Genomic DNA, 24,328 nt, shown 5'->3' with positions numbered 1-24,328 from the left:
GGTCTTATATCTACATGATTTTTCCCTACAAACGCTTGAAAAAGCTGTACCAGCTCGTCAGTGGAAATGATCAAGGCTGGTCTTGGACCACCAAAGCGCTCGCTGAGCGGCTGGAGGTAACAGAGCGGACCATCCGCGATGATCTTAAGAAGCTGGACAGTATGCTGAATGAATATGGAGCATATCTGGAATCCAAGAGGGGTAGCGGCTATACGATTAGGGTTGATGATCGTGAGAAATACCATTTTTTTGCGGATGAAAGTCAGGAAGAAACAGAAGTAAGTCAGCGGCTACCGGGGGCTCCAGAAGAGCGCATACGGTATGAGCTGTTCAAGCTGCTGAATGCGAGGGAATACGTGAAGATGGAAGATCTCGCCGATGAGCTATATATTAGCCGGGCCACGATGAATAATGATTCTAAAATCATCCGTCGGATTCTGGAGGATTATAGTCTCACCCTGCGCACCAAGCCGGGACATGGTGTAAAGGTGATTGGGGAAGAAAAGAGTATTCGTTACTGCCTGGCTGAATATGCTGACGTCCGCGATGAAGAGGGACAACGCAGCGACATGCCCTTGGAACAACAACAGCTGTTTCAAGGATTGGATCTACCGCAGATCCGGACAATTATTCTAAAGCATTTGCGGAGCGTTGGGACCAAAATGGCTGATTTGGCGCTCAAAGATCTTATCACTCATTTGGCGGTCATGGTGCTGCGAGTGAAGGAAGGACATGGTTTAGAACGCTTTGAGGCGGTGGTGGGCAGTCCGCGGGATATTGAATTGGCTAGCGCCATGCTGAGGGAGATGGAAGAGGTCTTTGGCATCACCTGTCCTGAAGGAGAGTTCGATTATGTTCTGCTGCATGTCGTCAGCAAAAAGATGGCCGAAACCGAGTGGGAACGCCTCCAGTCTGACCGTCTCTTCTTGGCAGTGCGCGGGATGCTGACATTCGTCTACGAACGCTTTACCTATGACTTGCGTGACGATGAACGGCTGTCCAAGGATTTATTTGTACATTTGAAGCCAATGCTGACCCGGCTGGAGCATGGTATGAACATGCGTAATCCACTGCTTGGACATATTCGCAAGTATTATCCGCTTGCCTATGAAATCACAGTGGGTGCGGTAAAAGAACTACAAAAATCGTTTCCGTACGACATCAACGATAACGAAATCGGTTATTTGGCACTTCATATCGGGGCTGCATTGGAACGCAAATACAATATCCCTCATCGACGTCGTAAAACCGTGTTGCTGGTGTGCGGCTCCGGCTACGGAACCGCCCGGATTCTAGAATCTAGGCTGCGTTCGCTGTTCGCTGAGCTGGATGTATCCCGAGTGGTTTCACTTCGGGAATATGAGGAGATGTCCACCGTCGATGAGGACCTCGTCGTTTCGACCATTCACTTACAGCAGCGTAAGGATAAACCGTCCGCGGTGATTAGCCCGATTCCTTCGGAACGGGATATGGAGACAATGACGCGGATGGTACGGGCCAGCGATGAGGAACAGGAAACTTCACTGCTACGGTATTTTGACAAGCAATGGTTTATGACCCGATCCGATCAGCCGAGCAAAGATGCCCTGATTGAAGAAATGAGTGGTATTTTAAAGCAAAAAGGAGTGGTGACTGACAAGTTTTTGCCAGCAGTCAAAGAAAGAGAGAAGCTGGGCTCTACTGCATTGGATCGAGGGATGGCCATTCCCCATCCCCTGGAGCTAAGCTCTAACCGAACGGTCGTAAGCGTGTGCTTGCTGGAAAATCCGATCCCTTGGGATGCCAACCATGAGGTTCATGTGGTATTCCTGCTTTCAATCTGCAAAGAGGACTACGAACAGGCCATGGGGATTTATGATTTGTTTGTAGAACTGATCCGCCAGGAAGAGACGCTGGAACGATTAAAGCATTGCCACTCCTTTGATGCCTTTATGCTAATCGCCCGTCAGGTGCTTGCAGTCAAGAGCAATGATTACCATTGAACCTAAAAAAGAGATCATTCGTGATCTCTTTTTTAGGTTCACACATGTAGTTTTGAAGAGTGGAGCTCGATTAATAAAGCCAGCTGATTCAACGAAAATTTATGATTAACCATATCTACAGTAAAGTCTTCGGCTGCTTTCTGATCCATTTTAAATTGAAAGCCATTGTAGCGCAAAAAAATGAGTAATGCAGTAAAAGCTGTTCGCTTGTTTGCATTGTGAAAAGGATGGTTTTGCCCTAGGGATTCGAATAATGCAGCGGCTTTGCTGAATATTGTGGGGTACGCATCTTCACTAAAAGCTGATGATTGAGGACGTAGAACAGCAGACTCAAGTAGACTGGTATCTTTGACGCCGATTTGTTCGCCTTTGCTGTATCTTTCAATCATAGCGACATTAATAGCTATAACTTCTTGAATGGTTAAGAAACGAATGCTGCTCATCTATCCTTAAGTCCTTTAAGGGTTTCGTCATATGAATCCATTACTTGAGAAAGATTTTCAAGAAAATCATCACTTAACCCTGAGGGCAGAGTTATTTTGTTCGATTTTTGTATAATGATTTGTCCGCTCTTGTGATCTACTTCAACCTGAACTGTATCTCCTTGGCCCAGTCCGAGCTGCTTAATGGCTTCTGTCATAGTAATCCCTAAGCTATTTCCGAATTTAGTAATTTTACGTTCCATTCCAATCACCTTACCCATCTCTTTATCCTCCTTATTATACTATTCAACTGTTATAACAATTATACATGGTTTCAGGGTATATAAACATATACTTTTTAATTCAACTTATATCTGCTAGAAAAATAGATTGTCAGGCTTTTATTTGGTAATCTGAGGTAAGGGTTTAAATGGTTGCAGGCTATATTATTACTTCATGAAAAGGGGCGAGCGAGATGCTACAACCACTATTAAAGGATGAACTGACTCGAATACTGGAAGGGCATTCACTGGATGAAGATTTAAAAGAAGAGATTCATCAGGAAGCTCAAGCTGCTATACAATTTTATGTGGATCATGAGGAAAATTACGAACACATTGGAAATAGTCGGATCGCCGGCTATCCAGATCTGCCACCCACGATAGAGTGGCCGTGTGATTCAGACGGAGAATATTATACGTTCATTGCTCAAATTAATTTGGGCGAGCTACCTTTTTCACCATTTGAGGGATTGCCTCATCAGGGCATACTTTACTTTTTTCTTGGGCTGGATGAGCCCGCCTATGATATTGACCATAAAATCTTTTACTATAACGGTGACAGCAGCGCTTTGAAGAAAACCTTGCCACCGACCGGGAAGGTTGAAGTATGTGCTGAGAACAGGGGTTTCACATCTTATGCAATTTCTTTTCAGCCGATTGTTACCCTGCGGTCGGAGGGTGAACTAGGAGATGTTCTTGTAGATCAGTATGAAGAGCTGTATGAGCTTGTTTGTGAACAAAGTGACACGGTGTGGGGTCAGCATCAATCTTTTGCCGGGAACACCCGGCGGGATGCTTATCTACGCCGAAACGGGCTAGAGGGTCTTCTGTTTAACTGGCATAAGAGTGAGAGTCAGATTCATAAGGAAATCGAGCAAGCTATGCATAGGGAAAGTACGGATTATGCGGAGCATTTACGATCCGAAGTGCTGCCTCAGCTGCAAGAATATCAGACGAATCGAGAGAAGCACGATCGAGCTTCGGAAAATTGGCATGTTCTGCTCTCGGTCTCTTCTTTGGACGAGGTTGGTATGTGCTGGTGGGACGCAGGGTATTTGGAATTTTTGATCGATCAAAGAGACTTGAAGAACCTTGATTTCACGCGAACGTATGTTAATTTGGCAACGAGCTAGCTAAAGTTCTAGACTGGGAAAATAAAGTATTAAAGCGACGTTGTTTTATTAAGCTAACGGGCAGGTTAGTTTAACTCCAGAAACAAGAATAGGGAACAAGTGTTCTTTACATGTATTATATATGAGTATATAATCAAAACGAACCGGAGATCTGGTTTGCTTGATAAAACAATGTAGATTCTTCTTTAGTGTAAGAATATTATAAATAAATCAATTTTGGAGGGTCTGTATGCCATATTGTAAAGTCAAGAATGCCAATATATATTACGAGGAAATTGGTAAAGGCAAACCAATTGTAATGATCCATGGTTTTACACCAGACCATCGGTTAATGAGTGGGTGCATGGAACCGATATTTGAAGATAATCCCGATTGGCGTCGTATCTATCTTGACCTGCCTGGAATGGGACAAACAAAGGACTACGATCAAATATGTAATTCAGATGATATGCTAGAAGCAGTTATAAATTTTATTGAAACTCTTGTCCCAAACCAAGATTATCTCATAGCAGGCGAATCGTACGGTGGATATATTACAAGGGGAATAATTAATAGACATAAAGATCGTATTGGTGGAGCTGCTCTGATTTGTCCATTAATTATTCCTGAACACAAAAGAAGAATACTGCCCGAGCATTTTGTTGTTCATTGTGATCGCGAGTTTATGGGCACCTTAAGTGAAGAGCAAATAAGTGATTTTAGCGCAAATCAAGTCGTTCTCAATGAATATAATTGGAAAAGGTATTCTGAAGAGATAGTGGCAGGTTGTAAGATCGCTGACTACGATTTTCTTAGCAAGATTCAAAGAAACTATGGATTTTCTACCAATATAGATAAATTAGTTTTTGATAAACCAACAGTATTTACCCTTGGGCGACAAGATGCAGTCGTTGGTTACATAGATGCTTTTAGAATTTTAGAAAATTATCCTAGAGCAACCTTCGCCGTTTTAGATCGAGCAGGGCATAATCTTCAGATTGAACAGGCTCTATTATTTGAGTCACTTATGCGTGAGTGGCTTGAAAGAGTAACAGAGTTTGGATTTTAGTTTTATATTAATCCATGGAACTAACGGGAGACGTTGATTCAATGAAACAACGACAACCTAGGACTTTATTTTCTGCTGACAGTATGATTGGAATGATAAAATACAAAAGCCCTTCCAGCTTTAGCTTCTCATGAGGGAAGCAGCGGAAGGGCTTTTGTTATATCTACTTGTCTATACAGTGAGCGTGCTTATTTATACTCGTTGCACGGTAAATTCGAATTCCAGCTTTTGATCGGCTGTAATTTGGTATTCTTCATGTACCGGAGCTCCCCAGCTATCGTCGCCGCCTACGCCCATTTGCTTGCCGGCTACGGTAACAACGGTGTAGTAGACGTTTGGCAGCTCATACTGATGGTAGGCGCTTTCCAGCTCGAACGCTGTGTACGGTGAAATATTGCATTCCACAGGTGCGGTGGCAGGAGCAGTAATGCGAATACCACGCTGAGAATCGTCGGTAATATCGACACGGCGCACGCCTGTACGGTTGCCGGATTCCTGCGGTACGACATACCCGGATACGTTATCCGCAGCTTCGTTGTGGAATACGCCTAGTCTCGCGCCAAAGGCACGGTCGATGTAATTCTCTTCCGGTCCCATCGCGTACCAGTCCAGATGGCGGTAGTCCGCCGGAACCTTGAACGAAAGAGCAAAGATCGGCAGGTTAGGCAGTCCTGAGACGCCTTCATAAGTTGATTTTACGTTCAGACTGCCATCCACCAAGACGGTGTAGGCTACCGTTACCTGTACGTCTGCATGGATGCTAAGCGTGTAGCGGAATGTAACGGTTACACGGTCTGTCTGCTCTTCCGTGACCTGAATGTCCACGCATTTACGTGTCAGACTTGCAGCGAACCAGCCACCGGCTTCGAAGCCCAGAGCAGTTCCCCGATCATTGTCTGTGGTCGCCCGCCAGAACAATGGGGCAGGAGGTATGGCGATCATCTCACGTCCGGCGTAGCGAAGTGAAGTCAGGCTGCCTGCTCCTTTGGAGAACATCATACTGAAATCTGCACCGTGAACGCCAATGTTAACATCACCATGAACCACTCGTAAGACACCGCCCGTAGGGATCTTTAGCGGATTTGGATCTTCCACGATGAAAATATGCTGTCCGAAGGCCACTTCATGCCCAGCCTCAGCCCAGAGCGTGGATTCTTTCAAAACTAGAGCGGTGTGAATGACGTACTCACCGGGCTTTCCGTCCGTAAGGGGGAACGTCAGTGGAATATAGGCTTCGGTCTGAGCCGCCACATCTACATGAATGGCATTACGTACGATTTCTTGGCCTTCATGCAGTAGACTGTATACTAGCTCATAGTCGCCCGTTCCCTCGAACAGGTTTTCATTGCGCAGGGTTACACCGCTGCGATCCGGGGTGAGCTTCAGATTTTGATACAGGAATTTGACCTCCTGCATCTTCGGTGAAACTTTCCGGTCCGCATAGACAATTCCGTCCGTACAGAAGCCATAGTCTGTGGCACGGTCGTCAAAGTCACCGCCGATCGCGAGGTATTCGCGTCCGTAGCGATCTTTTTTCATAACAGCCTGATCAATATAATCCCATATAAAACCGCCCTGGTACAGCTCGTATTTGTTCTCCAGCTCGGTATACTTGTGCATGCCGCCTACGGAATTACCCATCGCATGCATGTATTCGCAACTGATATACGGCTTTTGCGGATTGTCGTTTAGATATTGCTCGATATCTGCGGGTTTGGCGTACATCCGGCTCTCCATATCGCTGGTATCATCGTACGTACGGTTGTGAAACACGCCTTCGTAGTGTACCAAACGGCTCGGGTCGGTGGCTCGGAAATAGTTGGCTACATTGCGCAGCACTTCACCTGCATATGACTCATTGCCGCAGGACCAAATCAGAATGGACGCATGGTTTTTGTCCCGTTCCAGCATGGAAATGGCGCGATCCATGACGATATCCTGCCACTCAGGCAGATTGGCGGGAATATTCCACGATGGCTCGACGGCGCCGAGTTTTTGCCAGGAACCGTGTGTTTCCAAGTTCATTTCATCAATTACATAGACCCCGTACTCATCGCATAGCTCATACCACAGAGTCTGATTTGGATAATGAGAGGTGCGAACAGCGTTCATATTGTTCTGCTTGAGCGTCCGGATATCCCACAGCATATCTTCACGGGAAATCGCACGTCCGGTGCGAGCGTTAAATTCATGGCGGTTCACACCTTTAAAGACGATGCGTTTGCCATTCAAATGCATGACCTTGTTGATCAGCTCAAATTTACGAAAGCCAATTTTTTGTGGAATGACTTCCACGAGCGATCCACTGGCATCATAAATTTGAATGAACAACGTGTACAAATAGGGTTTCTCGGCACTCCAACGCTGCACTTGCTCCAAGGCTGCTGACAGCGAAGCTTTGCCATCAGTAAAGTCAGCTTTCAAAGAAGCTACAACATGGCCGGCAGCATCTTTCACATCGACAGTTGCATAGGCCGTTGCCGGCTTTTCCAAGGTCAATTTCAGCTCCAGAAGACCCTGCGTGTAGGAAGCATCCAGATCCGCCTTGGCATGCAGGTCACGTACGTGAACCGTAGGGATGGTATAGAGATATACGTCTCTGAAAATACCGGAAAAACGCCAAAAGTCCTGATCCTCCAGCCACGCTCCCGTACTTCTTTGATATACCTCCACTGCCAGCTTGTTTTCGCCTGCTTGCAGGAACGGTGTCAGTTCAAAATCAGACGGTGTAAAGCTGTCCTCGCTGTAACCGACAAATTGTCCGTTCAGCCATACATAGAAAGCCGACTCGACGCCTTGGAAAGAAATGAACACAGGCTGCGCGCCCGAAGCCATATTTTCCGGCAAAACAAAGCTTTTGATATAGCTCCCGACCGGGTTGTGGTCCTCCGGAATATGGGGTGGACGAACGTCCGAATGTCCGTCCCATGGATACATCGTATTCACGTACTGCATTTGGCCAAAGCCTTGCGTCTGAATGTGACCCGGCACTTGAATATCGCTCCAGCCGCCATACTCAAAGCCGGGCGCATAGAACTCTACTGGACGGCTGGCTGGATTCGTTGCATAGTTAAACTTCCAGCTCCCATTCAGGCTATGACGCCAAGCCATATCAGCATGCTGCTCCGCTTCCTGAAGCGTAGCGTAATATTTGTGATCGGAATAGGCGGGCAGCCGATGTACAGCAAATTTGGTTACGTCGGTCAGCCAGTCCAGACTAGGGGTATGGATGGTCAAGGCGAACACTCCTTATTTTTAAAATGAAATGAAGATATTACACAGTAATTTGTTATTTTACCGAACCAACCATGCCCGCTACAAAGTGTTTCTGCATCAGGAAGAATACCAGTGCAGTCGGCAGTGTGGACAGGACAATGGCGATCATGATGACACCGTAATCCGGTGCATAGCTGGAGCCAAGGTTCGAGATCAACAGCGGAATCGTTTGATTCTCCGGCGTTTGCAGCACAATCAGAGGCCAGAGGTAGTTGTTCCAGCTGGACATGAATGTGATGATTGCGGCAGCGGCATAGGTTGTTTTCATCGTAGGCATATACACCCGGAAGAACAGACCCAGCTCGGATAATCCATCCATACGACCTGCTTCCAGTAGATCCTTAGGAAACATCTTGGTGCTTTGACGGAAAAAGAAGATCAGGAACGCCGTAGTTACGGTCGGAATGACGACAGAAGAGAGTGTATCAATGCCGATCCACGGTATGACATTAGAAATACTGCCGAACATCCGGTAGAGCGGGATCATGATCGCCGCAAACGGAATCATCATAGACATCAGCAGGATATTGAAGACAACGTCTTTCGCTTTACTTCTGTAAATTTCAAAGCCATAACCGGCCAGTGATGCGATTAGCATAGCCAGCAGCGTAGTTGAGATGGAGACTTTTGCAGAGTTACTTAGTGCGGTAACGATGTCTACTTTTTCAAGCAAATTGTGCATGTTATCCATCAAATGGGAGCCAGGCAGAAGCTTGCCTTTGGTCACATCGACCGACAGGTTCGTGGAGCTGGATAGCATCCAGAGGAACGGGAAAATCGAAACGAACGACACAAGGATCAGAAAGGCGTACGTAAATGCTCTTTTTGTTTTCATCATTTTTTCTCACCTGCCACTTTGAACTGGATAATCGACAAGATAATGATCATAATGACGATGGAATAAGATACGGTCGCCGCATAACCAAAGTCGGATGAATATTTGAAGGAGAGATTGTAAATATATTGCGAAATTGAAGATGTCGCGTTCCCTGGCCCACCCTTGGTAATATTCATAATTTCATCGAAGAGTTGGAGTGTACCAATCGTTGATGTAATCGAAGTGAACAGGATAATCGGCTTAAGCAGTGGAACTGTAATGCTGAAAAACTGTCGGATAGGGGAAGCTCCGTCAATACGGGCCGCTTCGTAGATGGAACTGTCAATGTTCTGAAGACCGGATAGGTAAAAGATCATATTATAACCAGTCCAGCGCCATGTGATCGCGATAATAATTGTAACCTTTGCCCAGAAAGGATCTGTAATCCATTGGATGGGCGTGCCAATCACGTGCAGATTCAGCAATAAGGAGTTTACCAGACCGTCAGACGAGAACAAGTACTTGAAGACAACCGAATATGCTACAAGGGATGTGATACACGGCAAGAAGATAGCTGTGCGGAAAAAGCCCTTGAATTTCAGGTTTTTATCATTCAACAATACCGAAATGAACAGAGCCAGAATGACCATCAAAGGTACCTGGAAAATTAAATAGATAAACGTATTCTTCACGGCGGTTATAAACATTTTATCGGTGAAGAGTCGCTTGTAGTTATCAATGCCGTTAAAGCTCAGATTAGACCCTGTACCTGTCTTAAAGGACAAGATAAGCGCCTGAATCATCGGATAGAAATAAAAAGCGGCGATCATGATCACTGCGATGGATATGAACAACCATCCTGTCATACCTGCTTTGAGACGTGTTGTAGTTATTTTGGGCGCGGCTGTCTTCATACCATGTCAACTCCCTGTGCAGCAATAAAACCTTGAACTCGCAAGCCCAAGGTTTTAAGTGCTTATCGTTTTATTGTTTAGCCTTGGCTAGATGGACTGTCTTATTTAAGCTGTGCTTCCGCCTGTCCTTGAGCATCTTTCAGAACTGCGTCTACATCTTTTCCGTTCAGATAGTTTTGAATTTCAACGGTCATGATATCCTCAATGGCATACGTGTGCAGGCCATAATTGACTTTTGGAACTTGCTTAGTCCATTCTGCAAATTTCTTGTATACTTTGTCGCCTCCGAAGTACGGATCTTCCACGTCATAAGCTTTACCGCTGGAAGCTGCGTTCAATGAACCGACAATTCCAATTTTGCTCAGCATATCTTGATACAGTTCTTGATCTGTTCCGAATGTCTCTTTCAGGAAATCAGCAGCGGTATCTTGACCGTCCGAGTTAAGGACATACCAGGAGCTGCCGCCGAGGCTGGAAGCATTCACGGATTCAGGTATATTTTTCAGCTTAGGGAAAGGAACAACGGCCCATTTACCCGATTGCGAAGCTTCTGCTTTGATCGAAGGTGTAATCCAGTTACCTGTAGGTACGGAAGCAACTGCACCGCTGTTGAATGCGGCCAGGAACTGACTCCAGTCGGCATTCATTTTGACAATGTTAGCGTCGAACAAGGATTTGTACGTCAAGAGCGCTTCTTTCAGAGCTGGATTACCAGCCAGGTTTGGTGTTTTACCGTCTTCTTTCAGGTACCATGAACCTGCAGTTTGGATCATACCACGGATCAGACCGAGGTCATTTGGATCTTGAGTCAGCATTTCTTTGCCTGTTTTTTGTTTTACGGCTTTACCAATTTCAATAAATTTGTCCCAATCAATATTAGTCAGGTCCGATACTTTGTAGCCGGCTTGTTCCAGATAATCCGTTCTTACATACAGTCCCATAACACCGGAGTCGAATGGAACACCATACTGTTTGCCGTTGTAGCTAGTCGGTCCGATTTTATAATCAGCGAAGTCGGTTGCTTTGATCGTGCTGCTCATATCATGGAAAGAATCGGGATAGGCTTGCAGGAAGTTCTGTGCCCGATAATCCTCGATCAGAACCACGTTCGGCAGTCCTTTGGTAGAACCGGAGTTAAGACCGGCATTCATTTTTTGTACGATATCGTTTTGAGCATATTCAACAATGTTTACGGTTACATCTGGATGTTTGGCAACGTAGCGATCTTTTGCCAGCTTCAGGGCTGCGATATTAAAGTTCGGGTCCCAAGCCCAGACGGTGATTTCTTTTTTGCCTGAATCTGTGGTAGTCGCTGCTTTCTCGGAATTGCTGGAGCATGCGGATAGCAAGATCAAGCTTGCAATCAGCAGAAGGAAAGTCATTTTTTTCATTTTGTTCAACCCCTACTCTTTTTTTATATGTTGCTTGCTAGTTCTAAACCTCTTAAATGAAAGCGGTTACCTTATTTATAAATCTAGTGTACCATCCATACTTCGTCGGTGTTAGGAATATCTTTATACGGATTGGTCTTATTATTATGATTTATCAAAAAAGGTACCGCTTACATTTGTGTTTTATTTTGATTTAGGTACTTTTTTTAGGTTGAAGCTCAGTGTATAGATTTATTTAGTGGAGTCGTTGTCGTTTGATTTCAAAATCAATGGCAGTGTCATTCTGACTTTGGTGCCCTCGCCTTTTTTACTGGAGATGGTCACGCCATATTCTTCTCCATATAAAAGGGTAATGCGGTTGTGCACATTCTGGATGCCGATGCCTGTGAACAGTTGGCGCTTGCTCTTGGGATTCGGAAGTCCGTCTTGCGCCGTATGCCCGTCCAAATCCATACCGTCTCCATCATCGACCACCTCACAGATCAATGTATCCTCCGTTTTGGACACCAATATATAGATGTGCCCTACGTTTTTTTCATTAAACGCATGGAAAAAAGAGTTTTCGATAAAAGGCTGAATGATGAGCTTGGGCACATGGTACTCCAGACAATCGGGTGATACAAAATAATTCACTTGTACCCGCTGCCCGTAGCGCACATGGTTAATGAACACATAATTTTGCATGTTGGCCATTTCCTGCTCAATGGTGATCGTTTCACTCACATTGCTGATTGTATTTTGCAGTAAGGAAATGAGTGCATTGATCGTCTCGGCGGCTGTTTCCTTATTTCCTTTGAGCACCAGCATTTTGATCGAAGCCAGTGTATTGTACAGAAAATGCGGATTGATCTGCCGTTGTAGTGCAGCAAGCTCTGCGTTCCGTTGACCCTTTTGCGTCTCTAAAAGCTTACGGATATAGTCATTTAGTTCATCCAGCATGTAGTTGTAAGCATGACTTAATTGTCTAACCTCATAGCTGCCCGTTACCGGGATATAATTATCAAAATTTTTCTCGCGTATGGTCGACATTTGCTTCACCAGTCGAGTCAGGGAACGAATCAGTCGACGGGATATCAGAAAAACGATCACCAAAGCAATCAGTACGATGGCAATGCAGATCCATACAACAGATTTAACGTCAATAATTTGTCCAATCGCAGCTTGTCTGTCGATCATGTTCACCAGATAAAAATCAAATGAAGGGATATAGTTGGAAAGGAGGATACTTTCCTTATTCATCACATCCGCATTAATGTAGTTAAGCCCCTGTTCATTGATTTTTGTGGCATAGCCTAGCAGCTCACTGGAGCGTTGTCCGATCAGGTCCTGGCGGTTGCTCGATACAATCAGTCCCGACTTGTCCAAAATAAGCACATCATTGCCATTGCTTGTGAAATTGTTGTAGAAACGGCGAAATTCAGGTTCCCGGATAGCGATGTAGATCATGCCGTACAGGGTGCCGCTGGTCCGCTCCATAAATGGTTTGGAGGCGATAATATAGGGTGTTGGCTTTTGCGCGGTATTATTCATTTGTTGCTGAAATAATTCAGTATCCAATTGATACATAAGCTGTGCCGGTCGTGCTACACTTCGGGCTGTAATAGCATTGCTTTTAAGTTCTTCCGCAGTTACAGGCCAATAGGACGAGTCGGAGTAAAAGCTCCGGCCGTTCAGACCTGTTACAGCGACACCGACATCATAGGCATCGACGTTCGATTTAATTTGCTTCATTTGCTGTGCCATTCCGAAGTAAATTCTTGCCGAGTTAATCGAGTCAGATTGACCGCCAGTCAGATAGTTTTTGACCGTTCCATTTTCCGAAGCATGGGTTACGGCATTCACGATAGAATCATTGAAGGATTCAAAGCTGGATTGAATCTGGCTGAGTACCTTGGCATTTGTAATACTGAATGTCTCAGCAAAAAGTCGTTCAGACATCCGAATCGTCACCAAAGAGGTCAGCAAGGACACCGCAGTGATGCTGACCACCATAACAATAAAGATTTTGAAGAACAGACCTTGATATTTGATCTTATGGATGTATCTTTTCATATTCAATCTCTTTTCTGCTGGCAGATGTGGCTTACTCCCTAATAGAGATGCTCCCGGCGGTACTGACTGGGCGAGTAGCCCTTCACTTTTTTGAACACTTTGGTAAAATAGCTGGGGTCCGAATAGCCTACCGTACTGCTAATATCCGAAATGGACATCGTCCCCGACCGTAGTAACTCCGCGGCTTTTTCGACCCGAATTTTGTTTAGATACTCGCTAAAACCCTCTGTATGGTGTGCTGTAAAATAACTGGACAAGTAGGAAGGGTTAAAATGAAAATATTGCCCAAGTGTCGTCAAATTGAGTGTTTCAGCATGATGCTCCTCAATATACTCCAGCAGTTTTTTCATGCTTGCGCTACTTCCTTGCTGCGTTTTAGCCATGATCTGTCTGTTCGCTTCCTCCAAAAAAGTCTCCAGAAGGCGCACGGCTTCATGTACATGAGGCGCATCATTAATTGTTTTGAAATAGGAATATTTCGCCGCATCCAGCTCCTTCATATCATACCCCTGATTCCCAAGCAAAATCGTAATGTTGAACACGATATTTCCGAGAAGCGATTTGAATTCAAAAGCGGTAGAGGTATAGTTGCCGGACATGGCGGCTACATAGGATCTCAAATCCTGAAAAGCTGTATCAAAATGCTCACGCTTCATCTCTTCTGTAAACTGTTTTAAGTTGAACGAGCTGTTCACCTGTACAGGCGGAGGGAGTTCGTCTTCTATTAGCAGCGCTGTTCCTGGGAAATAAAAGCGGTAACTCAGCAGTTTTGGCAGTTCATCCTGATAGACGTCACTAATCTGATTGAAGTCATCAAATAAATGGCTAACTGCCCAGCCTGTCTGTGGATCGACCCGCTTTGTCTCCTGAGCAACTTCCCTAACCGCAGCCATCCAGGCGTCTACTTCACGAGGATCAAGATTGGCTAAAAACACAGCCGCATAGACATCGGACGGCAGTTGTCGCAGTACGATGTGCTCACAGGCAGAGGACACTTGATCTGATAGCTTGGAAAATAGGTCCGAGGCAGAGATAGAGCGTCCTTTATTCTGCGGTGCTGACTGTTCCACGCCTATGAGCGCAAAACGGCTATAAGGAAATGCTTGCTTCAGCAACTCAGCGTCATAGTCCATGCTATACCCGGAGATCAGCTTTTCGATCACATGATCTATTGTAATTTGACTATTATTAGCATCTGCCTGATATTGAATGGATGGAATTTTGCGAGCGGTTCTCTGGAGTACTTGGAGCAACTCATCCGTGTCCAGCTTGGGCTTTAAAATATAGTCAGCAACCCCTTGCTGAAAGGTGGATCGCACGTAATTAAATTCACCGTAACTGCTAAGCACAATGACTTCGATATCTGGATAGTTCTGTCTGACTATGCGCGTCAGCTCCTCGCCATCCATGATTGGCATTACGATATCTGTAATGACAATATGAGGGCGCAAGGTTTCAATCAGCTCCAATGCTTCTTTCCCGTTAGAAGCCTCACCTACAATTCGAAATCCATACTGTTCCCACGATAAATGGTGTTTAATCCCTTGTCGTACCAATATCTCATCATCGACAATCAAAATGTTGCATAGCTCATTCATGGCAGCACTCTCCGTAATTATACCTATTCGAGGATTTTCCAAAAATCCTGATTCAAAAAAGACCTCCATCACGTGGACGTCATATCATCTGAGGCACATATTTGACAACGCTTCCAACTTAGCTTAAATCTAAAGCATTTAATCTTTACATGCTAACATAAACCACACGGGGATTCCAAAATAATTTAGTCCAAATGGCATATAAAACAACAAAAAAGGCAGCCGAGAAAATCTCGACAGCCTAAACGACCGGGATTACCTTATACAGTACCCCATGTCCGATCTCCCGCCAAATATTTTTCAGTCAAAATAGACAGCAGTTGAATACCAACCTCATTGTGTCCTCCCTCAGGAAGGATCAGGTCAGCGTATTTCTTGGAAGGCTCAATAAATGCCTCATGCATCGGCTTAACCGTAGTCAAATAGTGATCGTGAATCGAATGGATGGTGCGGCCGCGTTCCTCAATATCGCGAAGAACCCGACGGAGAATGCGCACATCAGGGTCAGTATCCACAAATACTTTGATGTCAAGCAGGCTGCGGAGCTTTTCGTCTGACAGCACATGCAGACCCTCCAACATAACGATGTGATTTGGCAGAAGCTCTACCGTCTCGTCCGTGGAGCGTGCATGAACCGTAAAGTCATACACTGGCGCTTGTGTCGCTTGTCCTTTTTTCAGACATTGGAGATGCTCAATAAGCAATTCGTTGTCAAAGGCAAACGGATGATCATAATTGACCAAAGCACGTTCATCATAACTCAGATGTGAATGGTCTTTATAATAGTTATCCTGAGATATGAAAGTCACTTTATTAGATCCCAGACGCTCAACGACGGCGCGTGCTACCGTCGATTTACCGGAACCTGTACCGCCGGCAATACCAATAATAAGCATGGCGTTTCACTTACCCTTCCCTAAATGTATCCCGATACAACTCAAGTATTGTAGCACAATGCACACTTTTTTTCATCACTGTTGGACTTTGTATTTCTTCCATTTCCGTATCTTGGCTCTGAATGTTTTAAACGGTGCCACCGAGTTGATGTGAATCCATCTTGCCATGGGCCAGTTCGGGTTAGTACCCGTCCAGTTGTGAACGCCTTGAGTGAAGAGCTCTTCATGGCTAAGTGTGTCGATCCAATCCAGCCACTTTTGCTCAGTCAACTTGAACATATCACGTAATTCACGTAAAGATTGGTGGGAATAGGTCTTGTAAAATGATTGATATAGTTCGCCTAGTCTATTCCATTTATAATTGGGAGCGGGCATGATGACAGTTTTTCCTTCCCGTTCGTCCCTGTCCCATGTCATGACAAGATGAAGCCATCCGAGCTGGTAGGCGATCATTTCTGCGGGTGTTTTATCTACTTCGGGGATACGAATATCCTTTTGGCTCTCGTCGATCTCCTGGAATTCACTGTCAAATCGTAAGTAGGAGGCATGAATGGCTTCTTTTAACTCCAATTTGGAAGCGTAGTCGTAGCTGGACATCTAATCGCTCCTTTAAATGATATGGATGATACTCACTCCTTTATATGTACCATTCTCAATATGACAACTGTATGTCTTATACAAAAATAAAAAAATATCGTTTTTTGTGATTTTATGAAACAGCATTTGGCGTGTTCACGAAACAGGATGCAAAATTAATAGAAAAATTAAGACAAAAGATAAGTAATTAGACATATTTTAATATTTATTTAAAAGCCTATAATTATTGGAGTATAGCGCTTGGGGCCCTCATTGGTGTTGGGATATTATTCCCTTCATCAGTACGTTATATACCGTTGGGGCATGTCATGTCCGATGAACGGTGCAACCTTTGCTTTAGTATTCATGAATCTAATCAAGAAGGGGATTGTTATATGAAGTCGAGTTTGTTAAAAAAATGTGCAAGTGTAATGTTAAGCAGTACGTTGGTACTGTCTTTATCATTACCGTTGCTAGGTCATGCACATGCAGATGGAAATTTACAGATAAGTGACGATTTTGAGCAAGGAGAAGCTCAAGGCTGGACCGCAGGTTCGGGGAACTGGTCTGTGGTCAAGGATGGGAATGGTTCTACATACCAACAATCTAGTCGAAGCGAAAGCCATTCCGTCAAAGGTAATGCCTCATGGACGAACTATAGCGTGCAAGCAGATGTATATGTAAATGATTTTAATGGCTCTAATCGAGTCTACGTTGCAGGTAGATACACAGATTCCAACAACTTCTATGCAGCATCGTTGTACAACAAGAAAGACGGAGCTCTTGAGATTCGAAAAAAAGTCAAAGGCTCTATGAAGACACTGGCTACCAATAAAAAATACAAACTGGACACGAATACATGGTACAGAGTCAAGCTGGAACTATCCGGTTCGGAAATCAAAATGTATGTCAATGATCAACTGGAGCTGTCCGCAACAGACACCAGCCTCACTGCTGGAGCCATTGGTTTGGTAACTTCTAAAACAGCTGCCCAATTCGATAATGTGATTGTATCCGGTGCTTCTTCTGAGGGAGAACCAGGAACACCGCCTGTGAATCCGACACCAGGTACAGAGAAACCGACTCCTGGAGTGGATCATAACGCAACCTCCAAAAATAACTATAATTTGACTGGCTTTTCGTATGGTAATACAGGTGGTGGCAATATTGCGGATACAGATGCCAACTACAAAAAAGTTTATAACGCTGTAGATCTCAACGAAGCACTGAAGAAAGGCAGCAAAGTCAAAGTGATTGAGATTATGAACGATCTTGATCTCGGTTGGAATGAAATTCCTAGTGCTGCCAAAGTAATGCCTTTTAGTGCCAACAACCCTGTACAGACGCATCCTGTTCTGAAAAAGACAGGTGTGAGCAAAGTCTATATCGAAAATATGAATGGGGTTACGATTTTCTCTGCCAATGGTGCGAAAATCAAACATGCCGGCTTTGTTATCAAAAGAAGCTCCAATTTGATTTTCCGTAACCTCGAATTTGATGAACTTTGGGAGTGGGATGAAGCAACCAAAGGGAACTATGATAAGAATGACTGGGATTATGTTACCATCGAAGGTACAAGTTCCAAGGTATGGATTGACCATTGCACATTTAACAAAGCCTATGATGGTCTGGTAGATGTGAAAAAAGGTAGTAACGGAGTTACGATTTCTTGGTCTTTGTTCAAAGGAGATGACCGCAGCTCCAACAGCTGGGTAACCCAACAAGTCAACGCGATGGAAGCAGACAAGTCTTCCTATCCTATGTACGCTTATCTGAGAAGCAGTGCAGTAGGCATGAGTAAAGAAGATATCATTGATATTGCAGCAGGACAAAAGAAGGCTCATCTGATTGGTGCTACGGAAATGGCTTCCGACAATGCAGACCTAGAGGTAACGCTGCATCATAATTACTACCTGGATATTCAGGATCGTATGCCTCGTCTGCGTGCTGGTAATGCTCATGCATATAACATCGTTATGGACGATGCTGGATTGGCCAGAGCCAAAAAAAGAATCACTTCTGACATGGCTAAAGCAATTGCCGCAAAAGGATACCATTTTGACGTCGTGGGTAACGGTGCGATTTCAACAGAAAACGGTGCGGTGTTGCTAGAAAAGTCTTATTTAATTGATGTGTTTTCTCCAGTGCGTAATAATCAAAAAGATCCTAAAAAAGATGACTACACAGGAAAAATCAAGGCTGAAGACGTCATCTTCTCCGACAACGGTACCGTATTCAGAGGAGGCAGCGAAGAAGCGAATAGCCCATTAGCCCCTTATCCTGCGAAGGCCAAGAGCTTCTCGTGGAATGGATTCACAACGTTGCCATACAGCTATACTGCCGAAGACCCTGCTAACCTGGTTGCTCAATTGCAGGCCAAGGATGGAGCGGGTGCAGGCAAGCTGAACTGGTCGAGTGAAAGCTGGCTCAAAACGGTGTACAATACGTCCGTTACGAAAAATGCAATAGTGGAAGAAGATTCCGAATAGGTAGGCCATATAAAAAAGCAGCCAGGACAGATATGCTCTGTTTCTGGCTGCTTTTTTGGTTACCTACGTTAAGGCTGCGTTCGGTACGAACTTAACCAATAACGACAAACGAGGACACGCCAGCAGGTACGGTTCTAACCCGGAATAGCGTTCCATCGTCTCTAAAGGTACGCAGAATAAAAGCCTGGTTCGTAGGTGTACGGACTCTGCTGAATCGGGCAGTACCAAAACCATCGAAGCCTGCAGCTTGGACAAAGCTTCCATCTAGACGCCGGAGTATAGCAAAAAATCCAGTTGTGTTAAAAGGAACACCGTTTGTGTTAGCCCAGATGACCGTAAATCGGCGCAGGGTTTGTGTTGGACTCACATTGCGATATCTCGTAACAGGAACCTTCCTGCCCGTAGATTTCAATGTTTGTGGAGGACGAATGGCCACTTCAAATCAACTCCTTTGTTGTGATGAGATAGTAAATGCAAACAAAGGAGTTTTGGACTGTGCTATAAACTACGACTTCTTATAAATAGGTATATATCGAACTCGAAATGGCACTCATGTACATTATAGTTCGATTTTGGACCTCCTTATGCCCAATCGCGTCGTAGCGTAAAGAGGTCTTTTAACGCGTCTGTAGACAGCTCAGTAATCCAGCCCTCGGTACTGGTTATGATTTGGTCGCTAAGCTGCTGCTTGCTCTCCAGCATTTCATCAATGCGTTCCTCAAGCGTGCCCAGCGAGATAAATTTGTGCACCTGTACATCCTTCGTTTGCCCCATCCGGTAGGCGCGGTCTGTGGCCTGATTTTCAACAGCTGGGTTCCACCAGCGATCAAAGTGAAAGACGTGGTTGGCGGCTGTCAGATTCAGGCCCACCCCCCCGGCTTTGAGCGATAAAATAAACACGGATGGCTGCTCGGCAGGGGGTAGCGTGTGAGATTGGAATTGATCAATCATTCGGTCACGGGCAGTTTTGGATGTGCTGCCGTTCAGATAGAGCACGGGCTCTTGCAGCTCCTGAGCGAGTACCCGCTGGAGCATCTGTCCCATACCAATATACTGTGTAAAAATAAGGCAGCGCTCGCCCTCTTCCCGCAGTTCCTTGACCATAGCCAGAATGCGCTCCAGCTTGGATGAACGGCTAATGACCGCTTCAAGATCGGACTGACTATAACCGGAAGCCGCGCTATCTGGGAGCGCCTCCTTGGTTAAGAGGGCAGGATGGTCACAAAGCTGCTTCAACTGGGTAAGGGCGGATAAAATGGCTCCTTTCCGTTCAATCCCTTCCAGCTTCTGCATCCGTTCCATCAACTCTTTGACAATCTGGTCATAGAGCGCGCCCTGCTCAGAGGTCAGATGAATGTAGGTTTTCATCTCATTCTTGTCAGGCAAATCAAGCTGTATAGCAGGGTCCTTCTTCTTGCGCCGCAGCATGAAGGGCTGAACCAGCTTTTGCAAATCTAACGTGCGCTGCTCGTTATGTTCCTTCTCAATAGCATTAATGAAGCGATTGCTAAAGGCGCGTGAGCTGCCCAGATAACCTGGATTGATAAAATCATAAATGGACCATAGCTCGGACAACCGATTTTCAATAGGTGTCCCAGTCAACGCAATCCGATGACGTGCAGGAAAGCTGCGCACGGCTGTGGATTGCTTGGTTTGCGCATTTTTAATGTTCTGCGCTTCATCCAGGCAGACTGAATCCCAGGTCATGCTTTGTAGCAGCTCTTGATCCAGGGTTGCCGTAGCGAAGGAGGTCAGGATGACATCGGCCTGCTCGACTTCTTCGCGGAACAAGTCTCCCTGCTCCCGCTTGCTTCCATAGTGCAGCATCACCTTCAATGAAGGGGCGAAGCGGCTGAGTTCCTTCTGCCAGTTGCCCAGCACCGAAGTCGGGCAAATCAGCAGCGAACTAGAGCGGACGCCCGTCTCGGCGGCAATATCCTGTAGGTGCAGTAAATAAGTAATAAACTGCACTGTTTTACCGAGTCCCATATCATCGGCCAGACAGGCACCCAGTCCAAAGCGACGTAAAAAAGCAAGCCATGCATACCCGTCCCGCTGATACGTCCGCAGCTCGGCTTGCAGCCCGTCCGGCACGTCCAATGCAGGCCATTCCGACTGCCGTCCGAGCTGGCTGATCAGCTTCAGCAGATGGGCATTCAGCTCGACTTCCAGTCGGAAGCGTGCCGCATCCTCCGGCTGCTCGCCCGAGGCGTCGCCTTCAGGCTCGTCGGCGTTGCCGAGCAGGTGTAGCTGCAGGATGTCCTGAAAGGACAATCCCTGAGCGCTGTCGATCCCGGCCATGGCCCGGCGGATCTGCGCCAGCAACGCGGGGTCGAGCGCGATCCATTGCCCGCGGAAGCGCACCAAGCGCTCGTTGCGAGCGACCAGCTCGGCGAATTCCGACTCGCTGAGATCGGCATCACCGATGGCAACACGCCAATCGAACTGGACAATCGAGTCCAGTCCGAACAGCGAGCTACCCTTCGTGCGCTCTCCCGCCCCTTCGCCCGGGCGTACCTTGGCCCGCAGCTTTGGCTTCTTGCGGGTGGCTGCCTCCCACCAAGCTGGCAGCAGCACCTGCCAGCCGCTTTCCAGCAGACGCTGGCTGTCGGTCGTCAGGAATTGCCACGCCGCTTCGTCGGAGAGCGGGCGATTCAGCACGTCATCGCGGCTTCCGGCACGCTGCCCGGCGGGCAAAATCGAGGTCAAGCGTTCTAGCCACCCGGCAGAGCGCTCACGGACATGTGCTGTCCAGGCATCGGGCCATGAGCCGGATGCGTACCCATCATCGGCGAGCTGTACAGACACCAGCAACGCCGGGTCTTGCTTGTCCTGCAACACAAGCTTGAGCTGCCAGGACGGCTCGTCGTCCTCCAGCTCTGGCTCTAGCAGTTGCAGAAGTGGCCGAAATGGCGCGGTATCGGCTTTCCAGCCGATGGCGATGAGCCAGGCCCGCGCGTCCAGACCCGCCGCCGGGCGATTGGGGGCGAAGAGAATCGGATATTCTCTTCGCAAATCGGCGGCTTCCGCTTCGGTGCCGTACCAGCGCTGAAATACGGCAGCCGAGAACGCCGCTATCAGCCCTTCCTGCTCGTCCTTCTCCAAGTGGTCGAGCAAAGCAAGCTCTGCTGGTTGGATGTTTTCCAATGCTTCCGCATCCCACTTCCATTGCAGCTTCCCCGTCTGGAACGCCGTGAAGCTGGGCACATATGCTTTCGCCTCAATACAGTGAGCAAGTAAAGGGATCAGCCGGAGCCACGGGGCATTGGCCTCGTCCCAGATCCATTCAATATGCTTCAGAAGCTCGAGCTCTGCCAGAAAAGGAATCACCTGCTCCGAGGGCAGCAGGATAATATCCGTGTCTTGAACATGTTGAATCTCCAGCTCGGTGCCATAAAACGAATCCTCATGCCAAGCAAACAAACGCTGCTTCAGAATTTGGCCGGAAATGCTATAGTTCATGGAGGAATCGCCATAGATCAGCGCGTCTCCATAGGTAGTTAATTGGATATGGACGGTAATCGTTTCGGTATATTGATTCATGATAACAATTTCCCTTTCCGTAATTCCTCCTGTAGCGCCCGCAGGCGGCTATGACGGCTGGTGAAGGTCGTAAAGAACAGCTCCCAGCGTGATTCCTGCTTCATTTTCTTGTACAGCTTGAACAGTCGCTTTAACAGCTTGACTGCTGCTTTATAGCTGGCTCTGTTTTTTTCCAACACATAACGTTCTACCGCTTGATGGTAAAAGGGGAGTAGTAACTCAGGCGCGTTCTTTTCAATGGGCTGTAACACGCTCACTCGAAAACTCAAAGGCTCACTGCGTATGCTTAGCTGATAGTCGATCCATGACCGCCATTTTTCGTGAGCAAGCAGCGCCTCTTCATACATTCCCCCGGCAAATGGAAGCATACCCACCAGCGTGTCCCACATGTCCTGCTCCGCTTCTGGAAGGTGCTGCAAAACCAGATCCCAATCATGTATATAATCTTGTAAATGGTCATCCCGATGACTGTGAAGCAGGGGGCCGATATGTCGCAGTCCGTCCTTGAGACGTGCCCAATCCTCGGCTTTACGCAACGCCTGTAAGAACAAAAGCAACTGACTGGAAGAGACTTTTAGTGGAAAAGCTCCTTCCGCCTCCTGAAGCAGTACCCAGGCTTCGTTATCGTGCGATTGGAAAATATGCATCCAGCTGCGAGCCAACATCCACGGAAGCCGTGCTAAAGTTGTGCCGAGCTCCTCCTCAGCGGCCTGTAAATGCTGTAATTCCTCCGTATATATGCTGGAGTCCTGTCTTTCGGGGTGCATCCAGTTCAGCCAAAACTGATAATACGTGTCTGAAAAATAAGTACCATTACGCGATTCTGTCAGCATTTTTCGGCGCAAATAGGCTAAGGTTTCTGCGATACGGGCTTCTTGCATCGGTTCATCGGTCAGCCCCAGCGGGCTTTCAAAATCACGCTCGATAGCTTCTTTAAGCTCATCGGCAGCGATTTGCGTGTAATACCCCATATAGGTATGAGAGGGATAGCCCGGCATGGGAGACTGAGGTACCAGCTTTTCCAGCACACGCAGATGAGCATGCAGTCCGTATAGCTGTTGCATGCCGGGTGAAAGCGGCGGCTTCACAGCATAGATCGAGGCTAAAGCGCTTTGGACATATTGGGAATTTTGTGTGTTCACACGGTTAAGGGCGATACACTGATCGAACAGATCATGCCACTCTGAAATGGGCATGTCCGGTATTTGGCTTGCAGTTTTACTGAGAGCGTTTCTTGTTGTTTCCTTGTGATCCGGTGAAAGGTTCGACCGGGAAGGAGGTACAGTACCCGTGTCAGCTTTTGCCGCCAATCGAGTGAATCCCGCCGAATGAGCGTTCACTAAAGCATGTACAGAACGTTCCTGTTCATTCGCGTAATTCAGTAGTACGGCGATCATATGCTTGCAGTTGGTGTGGACAGGGCACGTACATCTGCTGGCAGCAAAAGCGCTTAAGTGGAGATCCACCTCGTATAGCTCGCTTCCATCCACGACAGCTGCAATATGATCGGCATCAGGCATTGCGAACTCTTTTACCTTTCCTTGCTTAAAATACTGGAAACCTCGTTTGATCGTCACGTCATTAAAATGGTCAGCCACATTTTGAATAAGCTGTTGCCACTGTATATCATCCATAAGATAGGTTGGTTTCATATGCATTAGTCTCCTAAGAGAGAATAGTTGATCGGGTAGTAGCTTAACTCTTCCATTATATCAGTTCACGAATATAAATTGAGTGGAGGGAGCAGTTGGAAAGTTTTCATACGGGTTGACATGTTTCCTTTTGAAGAGTACATTTCTATTATAAATATAAAATAAATATTACTAATATTTTAGTGTTAATGATTTTGTATAGGAATGGTTTGTAGTGAACTGTATCCGTGGAGGTATGCAATAAACTTATTGTTAAGA

At 46.3% G+C, this 24,328-nt stretch carries 17 protein-coding genes; 4 read left to right on the top strand and 13 right to left on the bottom strand.

Annotation, left to right across the window (positions count from 1 at the left end):
• Positions 1 to 14 precede the first annotated feature (14 nt).
• Positions 15 to 1,982 carry a BglG family transcription antiterminator gene (locus tag MKX59_RS26650; protein ID WP_076295716.1) on the top strand — a complete coding sequence of 656 codons (1,968 nt, stop codon included), beginning with the start codon at positions 15 to 17 and terminating at the stop codon, positions 1,980 to 1,982.
• Positions 1,983 to 2,020: 38 nt separating this feature from the next.
• On the opposite strand, the gene MKX59_RS26645 is transcribed toward MKX59_RS26650, so the two are convergent.
• A complete protein-coding gene (locus MKX59_RS26645) occupies positions 2,021 to 2,425 on the bottom strand; it encodes a type II toxin-antitoxin system death-on-curing family toxin (RefSeq protein WP_023986534.1) in 405 nt (134 codons plus the stop codon).
• Entirely contained in the window at positions 2,422 to 2,685 is a 264-nt protein-coding gene (locus MKX59_RS26640; protein ID WP_013308294.1) for an AbrB/MazE/SpoVT family DNA-binding domain-containing protein, read from the bottom strand. The genes MKX59_RS26645 and MKX59_RS26640 overlap by 4 nt, the downstream gene beginning before the upstream one ends.
• Positions 2,686 to 2,879: 194 nt before the next feature.
• Here MKX59_RS26640 and MKX59_RS26635 point away from each other — a divergent pair, with 194 nt between their 5' ends.
• Complete coding sequence (locus MKX59_RS26635; RefSeq protein ID WP_340859421.1) at positions 2,880 to 3,818, top strand: YwqG family protein; 939 nt, start codon at positions 2,880 to 2,882, stop codon at positions 3,816 to 3,818.
• Between the two features lie 229 nt (positions 3,819 to 4,047).
• Positions 4,048 to 4,866, top strand: a complete 819-nt coding sequence (locus MKX59_RS26630; protein WP_023986536.1) for an alpha/beta fold hydrolase — start codon at positions 4,048 to 4,050, stop codon at positions 4,864 to 4,866.
• A gap of 192 nt (positions 4,867 to 5,058) precedes the next feature.
• On the opposite strand, the gene MKX59_RS26625 is transcribed toward MKX59_RS26630, so the two are convergent.
• The 8 genes from MKX59_RS26625 to MKX59_RS26590 form a co-directional block, all read right to left on the bottom strand.
• Positions 5,059 to 8,103 carry a glycoside hydrolase family 2 TIM barrel-domain containing protein gene (locus tag MKX59_RS26625; RefSeq protein WP_340859420.1) on the bottom strand — a complete coding sequence of 1,015 codons (3,045 nt, stop codon included), beginning with the start codon at positions 8,101 to 8,103 and terminating at the stop codon, positions 5,059 to 5,061.
• A 52-nt stretch (positions 8,104 to 8,155) separates the two neighbouring features.
• On the bottom strand, positions 8,156 to 8,980 hold the full coding sequence (locus MKX59_RS26620; RefSeq protein ID WP_023986538.1) for a carbohydrate ABC transporter permease: 825 nt from the start codon (positions 8,978 to 8,980) through the stop codon (positions 8,156 to 8,158).
• Complete coding sequence (locus tag MKX59_RS26615) at positions 8,977 to 9,873, bottom strand: carbohydrate ABC transporter permease (protein ID WP_013308301.1); 897 nt, start codon at positions 9,871 to 9,873, stop codon at positions 8,977 to 8,979. The genes MKX59_RS26620 and MKX59_RS26615 overlap by 4 nt, the downstream gene beginning before the upstream one ends.
• 101 nt (positions 9,874 to 9,974) lie before the next feature.
• Positions 9,975 to 11,264: an ABC transporter substrate-binding protein gene (locus MKX59_RS26610; RefSeq protein ID WP_071559485.1), complete on the bottom strand. Its 1,290-nt coding sequence runs from the start codon at positions 11,262 to 11,264 to the stop codon at positions 9,975 to 9,977.
• Between the two features lie 231 nt (positions 11,265 to 11,495).
• Positions 11,496 to 13,316, bottom strand: coding sequence for a cache domain-containing sensor histidine kinase (locus tag MKX59_RS26605; RefSeq protein ID WP_028541903.1), 1,821 nt, complete (start codon positions 13,314 to 13,316; stop codon positions 11,496 to 11,498).
• A 38-nt stretch (positions 13,317 to 13,354) separates the two neighbouring features.
• Positions 13,355 to 14,914 carry a response regulator transcription factor gene (locus MKX59_RS26600; RefSeq protein ID WP_076265119.1) on the bottom strand — a complete coding sequence of 520 codons (1,560 nt, stop codon included), beginning with the start codon at positions 14,912 to 14,914 and terminating at the stop codon, positions 13,355 to 13,357.
• A 260-nt stretch (positions 14,915 to 15,174) separates the two neighbouring features.
• Positions 15,175 to 15,810, bottom strand: a complete 636-nt coding sequence (gene udk, locus MKX59_RS26595) for a uridine kinase (protein WP_013308305.1) — start codon at positions 15,808 to 15,810, stop codon at positions 15,175 to 15,177.
• 75 nt (positions 15,811 to 15,885) lie between these two features.
• On the bottom strand, positions 15,886 to 16,407 hold the full coding sequence (locus tag MKX59_RS26590; RefSeq protein ID WP_028541905.1) for a ClbS/DfsB family four-helix bundle protein: 522 nt from the start codon (positions 16,405 to 16,407) through the stop codon (positions 15,886 to 15,888).
• 374 nt (positions 16,408 to 16,781) lie between these two features.
• On the opposite strand from MKX59_RS26590, the gene MKX59_RS26585 reads away from it, so the two are divergent.
• A complete protein-coding gene (locus MKX59_RS26585; RefSeq protein WP_069081019.1) occupies positions 16,782 to 18,875 on the top strand; it encodes a pectate lyase family protein in 2,094 nt (697 codons plus the stop codon).
• Between the two features lie 91 nt (positions 18,876 to 18,966).
• Here the strand turns inward: MKX59_RS26585 and MKX59_RS26580 are convergent, their stop codons facing one another.
• The 3 genes from MKX59_RS26580 to MKX59_RS26570 form a co-directional block, all read right to left on the bottom strand.
• Entirely contained in the window at positions 18,967 to 19,311 is a 345-nt protein-coding gene (locus MKX59_RS26580; protein WP_023986544.1) for a hypothetical protein, read from the bottom strand.
• 146 nt (positions 19,312 to 19,457) lie between these two features.
• Positions 19,458 to 22,418, bottom strand: a complete 2,961-nt coding sequence (locus MKX59_RS26575; protein WP_068938358.1) for a DEAD/DEAH box helicase — start codon at positions 22,416 to 22,418, stop codon at positions 19,458 to 19,460.
• Positions 22,415 to 24,070 carry an SWIM zinc finger family protein gene (locus tag MKX59_RS26570; RefSeq protein WP_068938357.1) on the bottom strand — a complete coding sequence of 552 codons (1,656 nt, stop codon included), beginning with the start codon at positions 24,068 to 24,070 and terminating at the stop codon, positions 22,415 to 22,417. Before MKX59_RS26570 ends, MKX59_RS26575 begins: the two co-directional genes overlap by 4 nt.
• Between the last annotated feature and the right edge of the window lie 258 nt (positions 24,071 to 24,328).

Source organism: Paenibacillus sp. FSL R7-0340 (assembly GCF_038002205.1).
Taxonomy (GTDB): domain Bacteria; phylum Bacillota; class Bacilli; order Paenibacillales; family Paenibacillaceae; genus Paenibacillus; species Paenibacillus polymyxa_B.
This window is presented reverse-complemented; position numbering and strand designations above follow the sequence as displayed.